This window comes from Rhizobium mesoamericanum STM3625, from assembly GCF_000312665.1.
GTDB classification, from domain to species: Bacteria; Pseudomonadota; Alphaproteobacteria; order Rhizobiales; family Rhizobiaceae; genus Rhizobium; species Rhizobium mesoamericanum.
Genome location: NZ_HF536772.1, coordinates 3,589,110 through 3,604,587, shown reverse-complemented (window position 1 = coordinate 3,604,587; position 15,478 = coordinate 3,589,110). Strand labels below are relative to the sequence as shown.

Annotated in this window: 9 protein-coding genes; 4 read left to right on the top strand and 5 right to left on the bottom strand. The window is 59.2% G+C overall.

The features are described from left to right. Positions 1 to 180 (top strand): hypothetical protein (locus BN77_RS34410; RefSeq protein ID WP_208856443.1); only part of this gene is annotated, 180 nt, incomplete at its 5' end. 239 nt (positions 181 to 419) lie between these two features. Here the strand turns inward: BN77_RS34410 and BN77_RS17615 are convergent. Next, positions 420 to 1,097, bottom strand: a complete 678-nt coding sequence (locus BN77_RS17615) for a Crp/Fnr family transcriptional regulator (RefSeq protein ID WP_244426189.1) — start codon at positions 1,095 to 1,097, stop codon at positions 420 to 422. A 321-nt stretch (positions 1,098 to 1,418) separates the two neighbouring features. Between BN77_RS17615 and BN77_RS17610 the strand changes: the two genes are divergently transcribed. Together BN77_RS17610 and BN77_RS17605 are read left to right on the top strand one after the other, a co-directional pair. After that, complete coding sequence (locus BN77_RS17610; RefSeq protein ID WP_007534345.1) at positions 1,419 to 3,623, top strand: sensor domain-containing protein; 2,205 nt, start codon at positions 1,419 to 1,421, stop codon at positions 3,621 to 3,623. 36 nt (positions 3,624 to 3,659) lie between these two features. Continuing rightward, a complete protein-coding gene (locus tag BN77_RS17605) occupies positions 3,660 to 5,324 on the top strand; it encodes a globin-coupled sensor protein (protein ID WP_007534344.1) in 1,665 nt (554 codons plus the stop codon). 391 nt (positions 5,325 to 5,715) lie between these two features. Here BN77_RS17605 and BN77_RS17600 read toward each other — a convergent pair whose 3' ends face one another. Both BN77_RS17600 and BN77_RS17595 read right to left on the bottom strand, forming a co-directional pair. Continuing rightward, positions 5,716 to 8,907 (bottom strand): efflux RND transporter permease subunit, encoded by a 3,192-nt coding sequence (locus BN77_RS17600; RefSeq protein WP_007534343.1) that lies wholly within the window; start codon positions 8,905 to 8,907, stop codon positions 5,716 to 5,718. Continuing rightward, positions 8,904 to 10,040 carry an efflux RND transporter periplasmic adaptor subunit gene (locus BN77_RS17595; protein ID WP_007534342.1) on the bottom strand — a complete coding sequence of 379 codons (1,137 nt, stop codon included), beginning with the start codon at positions 10,038 to 10,040 and terminating at the stop codon, positions 8,904 to 8,906. Before BN77_RS17595 ends, BN77_RS17600 begins: the two co-directional genes overlap by 4 nt. A gap of 652 nt (positions 10,041 to 10,692) precedes the next feature. Here BN77_RS17595 and BN77_RS17590 point away from each other — a divergent pair. Next, positions 10,693 to 11,145, top strand: coding sequence for a hypothetical protein (locus BN77_RS17590; protein WP_007534341.1), 453 nt, complete (start codon positions 10,693 to 10,695; stop codon positions 11,143 to 11,145). A gap of 706 nt (positions 11,146 to 11,851) precedes the next feature. On the opposite strand, the gene BN77_RS17585 is transcribed toward BN77_RS17590, so the two are convergent. Together BN77_RS17585 and BN77_RS17580 are read right to left on the bottom strand one after the other, a co-directional pair. Further along, entirely contained in the window at positions 11,852 to 12,088 is a 237-nt protein-coding gene (locus tag BN77_RS17585; RefSeq protein WP_040677351.1) for a MoaF-related domain-containing protein, read from the bottom strand. A 340-nt stretch (positions 12,089 to 12,428) separates the two neighbouring features. Continuing rightward, positions 12,429 to 14,837, bottom strand: a complete 2,409-nt coding sequence (locus tag BN77_RS17580) for a glucan 1,4-alpha-glucosidase (RefSeq protein WP_007534338.1) — start codon at positions 14,835 to 14,837, stop codon at positions 12,429 to 12,431. Positions 14,838 to 15,478: the final 641 nt, after the last annotated feature.

The window sequence follows — 15,478 nt, the reverse complement described above, 5'->3', positions numbered from 1 at the left end:
TGGTCTCGTCGCCGATCTGTTCGACGTCCTGCCGGAATTGCAGAAGTCGCCTTAACCTATCATTCTAGGGCGCAGTGTAACGTCTTTTGGCCTGGCATAGCAGCAGATCAACGCGTGGCAGGCCAAATGATCGCCGACAAGATCGAATCCTATTCTTTTCCGCAGCAGAAAATGAACTAATGCCGGCATCAAGCTTCGCTCGCATTTTCACAAAGCTAGACAATCGGACCGGAATTCATCTCTCCGTGCGACGGCGGGAGCTGGATAATGCGGTTCAAATCGGCCGGCCGCGGCAGCCTGGCCCGAAACCCCAATGGTCCACGGTGGTGCAGCGGGTTCTGCCGCGATCCCATGGTCCGGTCGGTCCAGGTTAAGGCAACGCCTCCCCTCAAGCAGCGGCGGTCCTCAGCGTCTTGCGTTTATCGAGCGGGGCTGTGGTGCCGCATCGAAGCCTTTTGGATATTATGCAGGCACTCGCACGCCCTTGCCTCCACGCCTGCGCGATCCACTATCGTAACGACGCCACGAGAGTATTCGAGTAGCCCGTCGGACTGCAGTTGAGAACAGATGGCACTGACGGTCGCGCGGCGCAGACCTAAAACTTCCGCCACAATCTGCTGGGTGAGATCGAAATTATCTCCTAAAACGCTGTCATGGGCTATTAGCAGCCAGCGGATGACGCGCTGTTCGGCCGAGTGCAGGCTATTGCAGGCTACGGTCTCCATGAGTTGCGTAATCAGCGACTTGGCATAGCTCAGCATGGTTTCCCTGACGCACTGGAACTCAGCCAATGCCTGATCCAAGTCCGCTTTCGAAAGCCAGGACGCATAGCCCGGAACCTGCACGACGCACCTGCCGAAGGCTCCACTTCCCCCCATGATCAACCCGAAGCCAAGAAATCCCTCGTGCCCCACGGAGGTCTTCTCTACGGTCTTGCTATTGGCCATGGTGGCCATCAGTGAGATGAGCCCCGCATGCGGAAACACGGCGTGTGTGAAAGGAGCGCCGTCCTCGTAAATAACTTCCCCGGCGATCACCGGCCGGGTAAGCGATCTCGCAGCTATGAAGTCTTGAGCCGCCGGTTTCAGCGCCAACACTATTCGGTTCCGAACCGGATACCCTGTCATTTTTCCTTCCAGACCAATAATCGCGCCAATGTGCGCGATCGGACATATGTAGATACGGCGCCGAACACTAGCGACTATACGAACCTGTGCGTCGTCTAGCCAGTCTCTCTAGGAAAAATTGTCATTTATCAATTCACAATGGAAGCATACCTGAAATTAACTATTTCATATGTACGGTAACGTATATTCATAATTACGAGATCGAACTTATACGATTCCAGCTAGCCCGTCTGAGGTCTAAGCCTTCGTGAGAACGGCGCTCAAAAGAAGTCCAGCAACAAAGGGGAACAAATGCGGGGCTTAATCAATGCAATAGACTTGCCAAGACCCGAAACGAGAGATCCAGGACCAGGTAAATGCGCAGATCAGGCTGATCTTCAGGACGTGCTGGCGGAACTTGCCTCGTTCAAGACGGCTCTGGATCCGCATACGATTGTCGGAATTACTAACAGAACTGGCACCATCACTAATGTGAATGATCGGTTCTGCCAAATCAGCAAGTACTCGCGACTTGAGCTGATAGGAGCCAAGCACAGCCTGTTGAACTCGGGGCATCATCCGCCCGCTTTCTTCCAAGAGATGTGGCGGGTAATCTCAGGCGGAGCCCGATGGCACGGGGAGATCTGCAACCGTGCGAAGGACGGTTCGCTTTACTGGGTCGATACTACCATTGCACCGAAGATGGATGCATCCGGTCGCATTTGCGGTTATGTCTCGACCCGTTACGACATTACCCAGCGCAAACAGGCAGAGAAGGCGCTAAATGATGAGAACCTGCGGCGCGAGCGCGTTGAAATGCTCCTTCGGGATATCATTGAGACGCTGCCTAACGGTGTGGCCGCATATGACGAAAACGACCGCCTCATCCTGTTCAACTCCGGCTTCAAGGAATGCTACAGACGAGCCGGCGGTGCCATTGCAGAGGGACGACGCTTTCAGGAAATCTTGGAAGATGCCGTCGCATCCGGCGAGTTTGCTGATCTCTCATGCGCAGACGATAACTGGCAGAACTGGATCAACGCGAGGCTTCGCAGTCACCGCAATCCAGGAAGGGCGTTTCTCCAGGCAGTAAGCGGAGACCGATGGATCAAGGTGCAGGAACGGCGGTCCGCCTCCGGCTATATCGTCGGCGTCCAAACCGACGTCACCGATCTGAAGAGAGCGGAGCGGCAGGTCAAACTCCAGGCTGAAGCGGACCCGCTCACCGGGCTTTTAAACCGCCGCACCCTCATTGAACGGCTGACTGCCATACTGTCTCAAAAGGCCGAACGCCACAGCGCGCTTGTCCTGATCGACTTGGACGGCTTCAAGGCGATCAACGATATGCACGGCCACGGAGCAGGTGACGCGCTTCTGATCGAAGTCGGAAAACGCTTCAGAGATAATGTGAGGAAGTCGGATATTGTCGCTCGCTTGGGAGGTGACGAATTCGCAGTGCTCCTCGTAGATGTAGGCAGCAAGGCCAATGCGATCCGGATCGTCCGGAAGCTGCTCAGGTCCCTCGAAAACCCTGTCCGCCTTGGCCGAAAAGCTGTTCGGGTCAGCGGCAGCTTCGGCCTTACGATCGTTCGCAAAAGCAAGTCCGCGACGCCTCTGAAAGTGTTCAAGCGAGCGGATATCGCGCTCTACCAAGCCAAACACAACGGCCGTTCGACTTATGCAGTTTACAACACCGATATGGAGCGGAGCATACGGCGACGGGAGGCGATGATCGAAGCACTCCGCCGCGCAATCGCTCAAGGGGAAATACAAGTTGCGATGCAGCCCCAGGCGCGATTCGTCGACCGAGGTCACGCCGGCTTCGAGGCTCTGGTGCGCTGGCAGAAGGACAATCAATGGGTGCCCGCAGCGGAAATCGTTTCGCTTGCTGAGCAGTCGGACCTGATCTGCGCGCTCGGACGCGCCGTTCTGGCTGGCACGCTCAATGCCATGTGCGAAATGAAGCGGAAGGGATTTGCCCCCGGCAAGGTGGCAGTCAACGTGGCCGCTGCGCAACTACGCAATCCCAACTTCGCAAAAGAACTGCTCGATGCGGTCTCGGCTCACGGACACTCGGCGTCCGAGATCATCATCGAGGTCACCGAGGGCGTTATTCTCGACCGCACAAGCGAAGCGATTGGTGTGACGCTGAATCGGCTGTTTGAGGCAGGTGTCAAAATTGCGCTCGATGACTTCGGTACCGGCTACGCGTCTCTGACCCACCTGCAACGCTATCCGGTGTCCTACATCAAAATAGACCGCTCCTTTGTGAGGGACGTCGGCCACGACCACGGTTGCCACGCAATCGTAGGCGCCGTTACGTCACTGGCTCACAGCCTCGGCATGGAAGTGGTCGCAGAAGGCGTTGAGACGCCATCGCAATACCAGTCGCTTCTTCAGACGGGCTGTGACTATGCCCAGGGCTACCTTGTGGCCAAACCCATACTCGTCGAGGAAATCGACACTTACCTCCGGAACTGCGAAGCAAATCGACCGGTTTTCACATTCGTCGCTTGATCGTTCCCCACTTGACCACCCAGAGGAGAATTATTCATGTCGCATCCCCCGTATCAGGGCTCGAACGCCGTTTCTGGCGCAACGGACCCAAAAAAGCAGAACGTCGCACGTCGCCTCGAATTCATGCAGTTGGATAGTAACGGCCGGGCCAGCATCCGTATGCTGAAGGCGCTTGTCGAGCGCGAGTTGCCAAACGGTCTGGACAAGTTTTATGCACAGCTCCGCCAGAGCCCCGAAGTGAAGCGGTTCTTTTCAACGGAAGAAAACATCGCCCGTGCCAAGGGGGCACAGCAGGGCCACTGGGTCAGCATTTCCGATGGCAATTTTAATGAAGACTATGTCAACAAGGTCCGAGCAATTGGATCGGTTCACGCCCGGATCGGCCTTGAACCGCAGTGGTATATCGGCGGATACGCGATTATTCTCGACCATCTAATCAATAGCGCGGTCGAGGAAGTGTTCCCCAAGGGCGGTCTGTTTTCCAAGAAGACGATGAAGCCGGCCGAATTCGGAAAAGCGCTAGCAAGCTTGGTCAAGGCCGTATTGCTGGACATGGATCTGGCAATTTCGGTCTATATCGATGAAGCGGAAGTCGCAAAGCAGAAGGCACAGGCCGAAACGATCGCAACCGAGCAGAAGCTGGTCTCCGACTGTTTTGGCAAGGCTATGGCGGCCATAGCCGCCAAGAATGTCAGCTATCGGATTACCGAAGACCTGCCGGAAGCGTACCACCAACTGAAGAATGATTTCAACAATGCCTTGGAGCAAGTATCCGCAACGATTGCTGACATTGATGCAGCGGCAGTGCAGATTCATTCCGGGGCCAAGGAAATTCGTTCGGCCGCCGATGACCTGTCGAAGCGAACAGAACAGCAGGCTGCATCGATCGAACAGACCGCGGCAGCACTCGAACAGATCACAACAACAGTAAAGGATTCGAGTCGGCGCGCTGAAGAAGCGGGTAATCTCGTTGCTAAGGCAAAGACCGGCGCCGAGAAATCAGGTGAAGTCGTCAAGCAAGCGGTGACGGCAATGGGCGCGATTGAAACGTCCTCCAAGGAGGTCTCCAATATCATTGGCGTCATTGACGACATCGCTTTTCAGACAAACCTGCTTGCTCTCAACGCTGGCGTGGAAGCGGCCCGCGCTGGTGATGCCGGCAAGGGCTTTGCGGTCGTCGCTCAGGAAGTGCGTGAGCTTGCGCAGCGCTCCGCAAATGCAGCAAAGGAAATCAAGATCCTGATCACGTCATCTGGGGAGCAAGTGAAGGCCGGCGTAACACTTGTTGGCAGTACAGGCGCTGCACTCGTCGCTATTGTTGGTGAGGTCAAGGAAATCAACCAGCACATTCTCTCAATTGTCGATTCCGCTCGCGAGCAGTCAACGGCGCTTCAGGAGATAAATACTGCCGTTAATACCATGGACCAGGGAACGCAACGGAATGCGGCCATGGTGGAGGAGACCACAGCGGCAAGTCATGCACTTGTATCCGAAGTGGAGCGGATCGCGAAAATGGTGGGCGAATTCAACATCGGCGGGAACAGTCGGCAGCAGAGGTCCAGGCCCCAGCCTGAACCCGCAACAACATTGGCAGCGAAGACCCAGAACATGGCGGTTCGCGGAATGCAGGCCACAGTCGCCAGCAACTTTGCGTCGCGTGGAACCGTCGCAGTTGCTCGCGACCGCTGGGAGGAGTTTTGATCTCACCTCGTTATCCTGACCCGCGGCCAGACTGCGCTGTCAGGCGAGTTCAAACCCGTTGGTGCCAGAGGCCCTGGTCGGTAGCGCTACGGCTGCGATAGAGTGACGGTTCTGCGCCCAAAGCTCAGTCCGCAGGCCGTCGAGCTGACTATCAACTCCGCTTTCGATTACCTGCGTGAGCACGCCGGCACGGAAACAAAGCAGCACTGATGCGGACGCGAATGAGCTCTCCAACATCAGAGTGAAGCCCGTTCACGTAGCGTCCGAATGACGGCCAATTGTCTTTGCAGCAAAAGCGATTTGGCAGTCGCCGCGAAGTGCTTGCATCATTCGCCGGTCTCGTCCGAGTGTTGTTTCTTTCAGGCGGTCCGCCGCATCAAGCGCTTCAACTTCAGCAGGATCCATCAGCCGCATTTTTCGACGCTTGCTGCGGTTGTGTTGAAGCTGGCGGGGCGGTCGGCTTCGTCTTGGCGGGTCCCCAGCCGGTTTTCTCGCGCATCCACTGAAAAACGACGTAGAGCATGGGGACAACGAGGATCCCAATCAACGCCGACGCCAGCATGCCGTAGAACACCGGAGAGCCAACGGCGCGGCGGCTCGCGGCGCCGGGCCCGGTCGCGATCACGAGCGGCAGGAGACCCAGAATGAAGGCGAAGCTCGTCATCATCACGGGCCGGAAACGGAGGCGGGCGCCCTCGATGGCCGAGTCGAGCAGAGGCGTGCCCGCAGCGCGCTGCTCCAGCGCGAAAGCCGCGATCAGAATCGCGTTCTTGGCGGCGAGCGCGATGAGCACGACAAGGCCGATTTGAGCATAGACGTCGAATGCGAGTCCGATCAGCCAGACCGCCGTAACCGCCCCGAGAACAGCGATCGTGACCGAGAGTAGAACCGGTATCGGCACGTTCCAGCTCTCGTAGAGGGCAACCAGGAACAGGTAAGCAAAGACCACGGCGAGTGCCAGCACCACGGATGTCTTCCCGGCCGCCTCCTTCTCCTGCAGCGCGGTCCCGGTCCATTCGAATCCGTAACCGGCGGGAAGCGTGGTCGCCGACAAACGCTCCATCGCCGCGAGTGCCTCTCCGCTGCTGTGCCCCGGCATCGCAGCCCCGTTGACAATCGCGCCGCGGAAATTGTTGTACCGGGTCAGCGACTGCGGTCCAAGGACCAACCGCGCCTCCGCGAGCGCTCTTATAGGAACCATCTTTCCTTGATTGTTCTTCACGTGAATTTGGTAAATGTCGTCGATCTTCGACCGGTAGTCGGTCTCCGCCTGGATGTTGACCTGCCAGGTCCGGCCGAACAGATTGAAGTCATTCACGTAAAAGCCGCCGAGCGTGGCCTGCAGAGCGGTGAAGATGTCCTGGATCGATACGCCCAGCGTCTGAGCCTTGTCACGGTCGATGTCGAGATAGAGCTGCGGCGTACTGGCAGCGAAAGTGGAGAAGACGCCGGCCAGCGCCGGGTCTTGATTGGCTGCGATCGTCAGTCCCCGCACTACGGCGGCGATGTCGGACGGCGGCTGGCCTTGCAGGGCCTCGAGCGCATATTCGAAGCCGCCCGTCGACCCCAAGCCGACGATCGGCGGCACGTTAAGAGGTACAGCGAGGCCGCCCGAAAGTGCCGCGAGCTTCGGACGGGCGCGTTCGATCACCGCACTCACGCTGAGTTGCGGCTCCTTGCGGTTCTCGTAGGGTTTCAGGCGAACGACGACGAACGCACTGTTAGAGGCGGCGCTGCTGCTGAGGAAATCGAGCCCGACGACGGACACCACGTGCTCCGTCGCGGGGTCAGCTCGCATGATTTCCTCGACCTGTTGGGACACGCTGTCCGTGCGATTGAGCGAGGCGCCTTCGGGCACCTGCAGGATCACGAACATCGCTCCCTGGTCCTCGCTCGGCAGAAAGCCTTGGGGCGTTACCCGGAATACACCGTATGTAAGGGCCGCCGCACCGACTACCAGCACAATGGCGATGATGCTAACCCGAACGAGCTTGCGCACCACCCAGGTATATCCATGCGTCATCCTGTCGATGCCGCCCAGCATCCAGCCGATCGGGCCACGCGGCCGGGCCTCCGCCGGCTTGAGCAACACGGAGCACAGCGCCGGCGAAAGCGTCAGCGCAATCACTGCCGAGATCAGCATCGCGGTCGCCACGGCCACGGCAAACTGTCGGAACAGCTCGCCCGAGATGCCGGGCAGGAACGCGACCGGCACGAAGACGGAAAGCAGGACCAGCGTGATGGCGAGGATCGGCGCGGTGATCTCGCCCATCGCAGTGCGCGTCGCCTCCTTGACGGAGAGGTGCGGTTCCTCCTCCATCACGCGTTCGACGTTCTCGATCACGACAATCGCGTCGTCGACGACGATGCCGATCGAGAGCACGAGGGCCAGCAGCGAGACCGTGTTGGCGCTGTAGCCGATGAGCAGCAGGATCGCGAACGTGCCGATGATAGAGACGGGCACCGCGATCAGAGGAATGATGGTCGTGCGCAGTTTACCGAGGAAGACGAAGACGACGATGGCGACCAGCACGAAGGCTTCGCCGATCGTTTTCACCACTTCCTCAATCGACGCCGTGACGAAGACCGTTGTGTCGTAGACGTTCAGGTGCTTGAGGTCGGCCGGGAAGCGTTGGGCGAGTTCCTCCATGCGCGCGTTGACCAGTTCAGCGGTGTGGACGGCGTTCGCGCCTGGAGCCTGATAGATCGCGATCGACGCACCTGGCTGGCCATCGAAGCGACTCAACCGGTCGGACGATTTGGCTCCAAGCTCGACCCGCGCCACGTCCGACAGCCGCACAACCGAGCCGTCAGGATTGGCGCGGAGGATGATTTTCTTGAATTCCTCCGTACTGGACAGCCGCCCTTGGGTACTGATCGTGAGCTGAAATTGCTGGTCAGGGTTGAGCGGGGCGGCGCCTACGCGTCCCACCGCGGCCTGGATATTCTGGGAACTGATCGCCTGAGCGACCTCGGCGGGAGTAAGCTGGAAATTCGTCAGCTTGGCGGGGTCAAGCCAGACCCGCATCGAGTAGTCTAGTGGCCCGAACAGCGACACGTCGCCGACGCCGGGCACCCGCTTCAACGCGTCAATGATGTTAATCGTCGCGTAGTTGCTGAGATAGAGCCCGTCAAACGTGCGATCGGGCGAATAGAGCTCGATCACTTGCAGCAGCCCGGAGGACTTCTTCCGCACCGTCAGGCCTTGGCGCGTGACGTCTTCCGGCAACAGCGGCTCGGCGAGCTGGACGCGGTTCTGGACATTGACCGTATTAAGGTCGGGATCGGTGCCGAGGGCGAAGGTCACCGTCAGCGTGTATGCCCCATCCGCCGAGGAGGTCGACTGCATATACAGCATGTCGGAAACCCCGACCACCTGCTGTTCGATCGGCTGCGCGACTGTGGACTCTACAACCTCCGAGTTGGCCCCCGGGTATGCGGCGGTGACCTGCACCTGCGGAGGGACGATGTCCGGAAACTGTGCGAGCGGAATGGAGTAGATGGCAATGAGACCGGCAAGCGTTAGGACAATCGAAATGACGAACGCGAGCCGAGGTCGCTCGATGAAGATGCCGGAGATCATTGCGCGACCTCGGCTGCTGGCGCCGAAGAGGCTACTACCTGGACCTGCTGTCCCGGTCTCACCTTCTGTAGGCCTTCGATGATGACCTGCTCGTTCTCCTTCAAGCCTTCGGTGACGGCGACATCGCTGCCCTCCTGGCTACCCGGGCGAATACGCCGCTGCTCGACCTTGTTGTTCTTGTCCACGATGAGCACGTAAGGCCCGGCCTGGTCGATCACGACCGCCGCCTGCGGAATGAGGAGCGCCTGTTCCGGCTTCACCTGTTCGACGATCACGCCGACAAGCTCCTTGTCGACTAGGATCCGCCGTGGATTAGGAAACACGGCGCGGACGGTCACCGTGTCGGTCGTCCGGTCGGCTTGGACATCGAGGAAGTTGGGGCGGCCAGTCTCGCTGTAGATCGAGCCGTCAGGCAGCCGGAGCTTGATCGCCACTGCGGCGAGATCCCGCCCCTGTGCTTCGGCACGCTTGCGAACTTCGAGCAGCACGCGTGTGCTCACCGGAAAGGTGACGTATATAGGGTCCTGCTTCACGATATCGGCAAGCCGATCGCTCGATGGCGTCACATAGTCGCCGACCGAGTAGGCGAAGCGACCGATCCGTCCATCGATGGGAGCCTTGATATCGGTGTAGCTAAGATTGAGCTCGGCGCGTATGAGCGAAGCCTGCAGCCGCTGGAGCTGGCCGAACGACTGCTTGTGGTTGGCCTCTGCCACGTCTTGCCTCTCTTGTGCTGCAGCTTGTTTCTCCACGAGCTGCCGTTGGCGATTCACGTCAATCTCGGCGAGGCGCAATGCACCTTCGGCCGCTGTGATCTGCCCCTTGATCTCGCCGATCTGCGCCTCATACGGAGCCTTCTCGAGCACGACCAGAAGGTCGCCGGCTTTGACGTCCGCTCCATCGTCGAAGAGGCGCTTTTCGATGAAGCCTTCAACCCTGGCGCGGATTTGGACCGTGTCCACCGCTTCGACGCGGCCGGTATACGTGTCCGAAGGCGTGATCTCCTTCTGCAACACGGCGGCGACCGCAACCGCCGGTAGCGGCGCCCCGGGCTGCTGCGCCAGCGACTCGCTGCCGCTGCCATTCAACCAGAGCGCACTTACTATCAACGAGAGGGATAAGAGCTTTCGCATCGCACAGTAGTCTCCCCGGCTATATCACGTGATCGCAATCCCTTATCGCAGGGTACCATTCCCCTTTGCAGCAGCGGCGCGCCAGTTGCCCGCCCCAATGACTGCTGGTTGGCTTGAAGTTTCACACTAACACGACGGCCGGGTTCTCAATTTGATATGAATCAATGTGCCGGACCAGTTGTGTTAAACCACTGGCCACTGCGGAGGTGAGACGCAGGGATCTCTTTCGACGAGTGTGCCCATTCTCTAGGACTTGGCTACGTTGGTGACCGCAAGCTTGTTTTCGGGGTTGGCGGCATGAAAAAGCCGCTGCAAAGCTCCGATCTTGCGGGTTTCGATCGGGTGATATAAACAGCCTGCCGCAGTTGAGGGAAATTGCCGGGATCCGGAAGGATTGCAGTCGTGGCGGCCAGTACGCTGAACGGGCTTGTGTCTTCGGAGCAACGGCGGGGGGCTCAAGGACATTGCAGATTCGGCTTCGCGCAGGTCGACGCAACGAAAGACCGCTTATCAACGGGACAAGCGTTCACTATTCGCTACGTGCCGTAAATGAAGTGGGTATGGCGGCTTCAGCAGTGGACAGTCAATAGGTTCGTTGCCCCGCCGATTGTAACGCACTGGATACGCCATCTCCTTAAAGAGGGGTAATCTGTTGAACGCGTACATCTCTGCCTTGATGGGTCTGCTCGGCGTGGCGATCGGGAGTTTTGCGTCGTTTGCCAGCACCTGGATGACACACAAGCTACAGCTCAAGGAAAAATATCGCGAAGTCGAGATGGCCAAGCGCGAAAAATTGTTTTCAGATTTCATCGCCGAAGCTAGCCGGCTCTATGGAGACGCGATCAGCCACCAGAAGGACGATGTCTCGGACCTCGTCCTTCTGTACGCACTGGTTGCTCATATGCGTCTGTTTTCATCTCGTCCGGTTGTGGATGCCGCCGAACGGGTAATGGAAACGATCGTCGAAACCTATCTTGCGCCCAATCGCTCGCTTTCGGAAATCAAAGAGCTCGCGCGTTCCGGCGCGATGAATTTTCTTTTCGATTTCGGAGAAGCTTGCCGGGTCGAGTTGACGACAGGGCAGTGGCACCAGAACAAGTACTGACATACAGATAATATGAACCCTGACCAGCGACTGCCTGTCCACAAACTCACAAACATCAAATTATTGGACTTGTTTGTAAATTGCGATGGCCGGGCGGAATGGGCCCCGAGGGTTTCACGAAAGCACATAGTGGCTCGAAAGTGGTTTTTGGAACCCGCTCCCGAGATCTATAGCGCCGTTTAAGCTATCCGTATGGCCTCATTTTCAAAGGCTTCCTATGTTATCAGAATTTCGTTTCCGATCAGACTCTTCGGAACGGTGTCTGAGTTGACGAAACTCATATTCGATGTGTTTGACGATGATGTTTCTCCGCCAAGCCCCCTTCCCCGGAAATCTGATGAAATTCCGTAATACCGGGACTCAGGAAGTCGCCAAGTGGTAGGCAGCGGTGTGCTCGGCGCTATGTCGAACAGCGCCGAGCTAAGGTACATCGAGGCATTGTGGGCGTTAGGCGAGGCCTCTTCAGGGTCGAACATCGAAACGCCACTTCGTCCTGCGGTACCTCCCGGTGCGCTTGCCCTCTTCGATCCGGAAGAGATCAACCACGATCTGGGGTCTTTTTGCCAGACACGGATGCGGCCGTGGATCGCGACGAAATCGCCTTCGGCGACAATGAGGCCAGGTTCGTAGAAGACGTCCTGAGGTGGGCTTTGGACAATCGCCTTCAGGGCGTCGCGTCCCTGTGGGATGTTCGGGTTGTGTTGGACTAGTCCACGACGCAGAGCCTCTCCACCGCCGAAGCGTCGCGGCGCTGAAACAGGCAGGTCACCGCCTCGAGCGCAAGTGGCCTGGTGCGCTGCGGCCGACCGTCGTAATTGGTTTGCAGCTTCACGGTGATCGTTCCGGTCATGCGCAGGAACCGACCGTTGGACAACGTTGTATGCGAAGGGATCCGCCCGCGATCGTAGTCCTGCACGTTGGTGACCGTCGCTCCGCACGCCACCCTCGAACCACGGTGGGAGCGCTTCTCGGGGCCGTTCCAATCCCGACGTTCGGTGGACGAGCATCGAGCGAACGGCTACTCCGGGCGACCATCGACTGAATGTCGTCTATACCAAAGCGGTCGCGTGCGTACACGTTGAGCGTCGGCGCTCCACCCGCTACCGCCGTCGAGAGCAGCGGAGCTAAAGGTAAAGGCGACCGCCGTTTCGTGATCATTGCAATCTGTGTCGCGACGCCCCCAGCGTTGGCGACCTGTGGTGTTCCTATTACCGGGTGCCGCCGGCCCAGTTTCTAGGGCGGTGTCTTCGCGATTCCAACGTTTTACCCGGCACGTGGGAGTCTCAAATCACTTCGATGTGGAAATCGGTGCCTTCCCACTGCTGCCTAGCCTTCCAGAAGATGGTGAAGACAATGATGCCCGGGCCGAGCATTTTGGTTGGCAAGTCGCAGACATGGGTGCCGAAGCCGGTGTCACGGGTATGGCTGTCCGTGACATTAGCCCAAGCGTCGGTCGACCAATGCACGAAGGCAGTCTCACTCAGTTCAATGCGCAGACTACTTCCTGCCGCCATAACCGTCCGCTTGTCGGTTAGCCGCCAGGCGAAAGGCGCGATCGGCGGCTGACCGGCGACATAGCGGGCAACAGTCTGGGGTGGCATGTCGAAAATGACACCATCGCGGATCGAGCGCAGCAATTTGATGTGTTCCGCATGGGCCCAGACCAAGGGCATGGCACTGCCGGAAGGACGGCCAAGAAAAAGCTCGCGTTCGGACACGTCCTCGCTATCCCAAATCTGCTCGGGCAGCAGGCCGCCGTCGCTTGCCGAGGCTTCCAGTGCCGCCAGCAGGCGCCGCGCCTCGTCCGGTCGCCCGGCGGCGAGCTCGTAATGCGCGCGTTCACCGGTCAGAAGCGGCCAGAGCCTGCCAACGCCGCTGCTGGCGAAGGGGGCGCCGTCGATGCGCTCGCCATAGCCGTCATCATTGTACCGATACCAGTAGGATCCCGCCGGAAGATCGCGCCGCAACTCGGCATCGATCGCCGCCACTGTACCGAGGATACGCGGATCGTCCGCGGATCGAAGACCGAACCGAACAAGCGCAAGCGCATCAGGGCTGAGAAGCAGATCCGCTTCGATGACGGCCGCGCCGTCGTCGCGGTTGCGGATCGGGATGAAGTCGCGACCGAGCGAGGAGCCGCTGTCCGTCGCCGTGGCGATCCGCACATAGTAGCCATCGATGCCCAGCCGGCGCGACAATTCCGTGTCGGAGGCATAAGTCCATTCCTCGATGCGCTCGCTCCAGCCATCTGCTACCTCCCGAAGGTATTGGGCCGCCGACAATCGCCCGGCCGCTTCTACCGCGTCGGCCGCTGCGAGCAATCCGGCGATCTCGACGGCAAGCGTAAAAGGGGAGTAACCGGCATCTTCCTCCCAGCGATCCTGCAGGGTGGCAGGACCATTTCTGACGATATAGGCTGCTGCAGCCTCGATCATCGGCAGGTATCGGCCCGCCTCGGACGCGTCGATTTCGCCGGCGCGCAGCAGCATGTCATAAAGCAGGATGGGGAAAGCCGTCTCGTCCATCTGAATGCCATCCCAGTAGGGGCGGCCGTCCAGCCAGGCATTCTGCACCCAATGGCCATCGGCCTCCTGGATCGCCGAAAGATAATCGAGCACCGAGCGGGCGTCGGCTCCCGCACCGGCGGCAAGCAACCCACCCGCCGTTTCCACCAGGTCGCGCGTCCAGACGAGATGGTAGCCACCGAGGTCGTCGTCGCTCTTGTTGAAGCCCCAGGGGATGGAAAGGCTCGCGATAATAGCGCCGGAGGCATCGTCGCGGTGGGTGGCGAGCACGCCGGTGCTGACGCGATACCGGTTCAATTGGCCAGGTTCATGGGGCTCGTCGAGGGTAAGCAGGCCCGCCTGCCACTCCCTCCAGCCCCTGCGGTAACGCTTCAGTGCCGGCTCGACACCCTGTTCCAGACTGAGCACGGCACGAAGGGCAGCTTCCTCGGGCTGTGTGCCGAAACCGATGGCGATCTGCGCCCGCCCTTCGGTCGCCTGCATCTCAAGCGTCCCCGATAGCGCGACGTTGCCCGACGGCGCGCAGCGGTATTCTTCCTTCAGCTCCTCACCGCGCGATAGAGCCTGCCAGCCATCGGAGAAGCCGACATAGCCCACCGACCGGGCAAGCCAAGGGACAGAGGCGGCAACGGCAAGCGCCCGTCCCGAGCCCTCGCCGAAGAGCATGGGCCGACCCTTGAAATCGCCATACCAGGCCGTGTTATCAGCGCCTCCGTTGACGAGATGCGGCGCAATGAGGGCATGCAGCCGGTAGTCGGAAAGCTTGCCGGTCAAAGCCTCGAAGCGGAGATCCTGCAACACCACCTCGCGCTCCGGGTCTGAAACGATGGTCTTTGAGATCCGATAGCGGCCGTCGTGGGCGGTGTTGACGAGACGAAACGCCGGAACACCGTCCTCAACCGCATGCACTTGATGATCGGTGTCGCGCTTCTCCTCGGAAAAATAGCCGTCCGCTGTCACGACGAAGCCGAAATCGCGGACGCAGGCCATATCGAGCCGCGGCGCGTAGATCTCGTTAAGTATTCCGTGGCTTGCCGTGAACCAAACGCAGCTAGCCACGCTGACGGCGGTGCCCACCGCGCTCTTGTCGCTCGAGGTCCAACGAGGCTCAATACCGGGTGCACCTGGTGGGACAAGAGCACCGGGGGACAATGTCGGAAAGGCCAACTGCTGATCCTCCGTTCAACATGCACTCTTTTCAGTGAGCCATCGTCGGGTTGAAATCAAGCGAGGCCGCGTTTCCTTCTGGGACTTGACACCTAGGCACGCACCAACTGCGGTGTTCTCAGATGTAAAAGACTGGCCTGGCTGTGGGGAGGTAATCGCAATCGCCGGCGGCAGCCCGTCTTTCGGCAATCGGTCGATGCTTTCCTTTCCTTCGGCCGCCTTGAGTCCTTTTTCGTCGCCACGTGCGGCGGCGGCCACGAGGTCTGGGCGAAAGAGGCTGTCGAACAGACTATCGATCGAAATCGTTTCGCTCGCACTCGTCGACAAGATTCTGTGCGGCTTCCCGTGTTCCTCCAAAATAGCCGTGCCAGGCGAAGCCAAGCCAGTTTTTGTTCCGATAGAGATAAACGTAAAGAACGGGTTCTCCCCCAGAGGTATCGAACACCTTGATCGCTCCACTGCGCGTCAGCCACCGCGAAGCGTGTCCCACCCAGCACGCTCCTCGAGGCGATCGCAGAGTGTAAAGCTGCGGCGGGAGCCATAGCCTGAGATCAATCTCCAAGGCCGAACGTCCAACGTGCATCCGAATTCAACTTAAGGGGACATCGCCAGGTTCGGTAGTTACGGGGGCGGGATTTGAG

Coding starts and splice junctions, on each gene's coding strand:
- BN77_RS17610 (WP_007534345.1), top strand. CDS start 1,419: ATGCGGGGCTTAATCAATGCAATAGACTTGCCAAGACCCGAAACGAGA.
- BN77_RS17605 (WP_007534344.1), top strand. CDS start 3,660: ATGTCGCATCCCCCGTATCAGGGCTCGAACGCCGTTTCTGGCGCAACG.
- BN77_RS17600 (WP_007534343.1), bottom strand. CDS start 8,907: ATGATCTCCGGCATCTTCATCGAGCGACCTCGGCTCGCGTTCGTCATT.
- BN77_RS17595 (WP_007534342.1), bottom strand. CDS start 10,040: ATGCGAAAGCTCTTATCCCTCTCGTTGATAGTAAGTGCGCTCTGGTTG.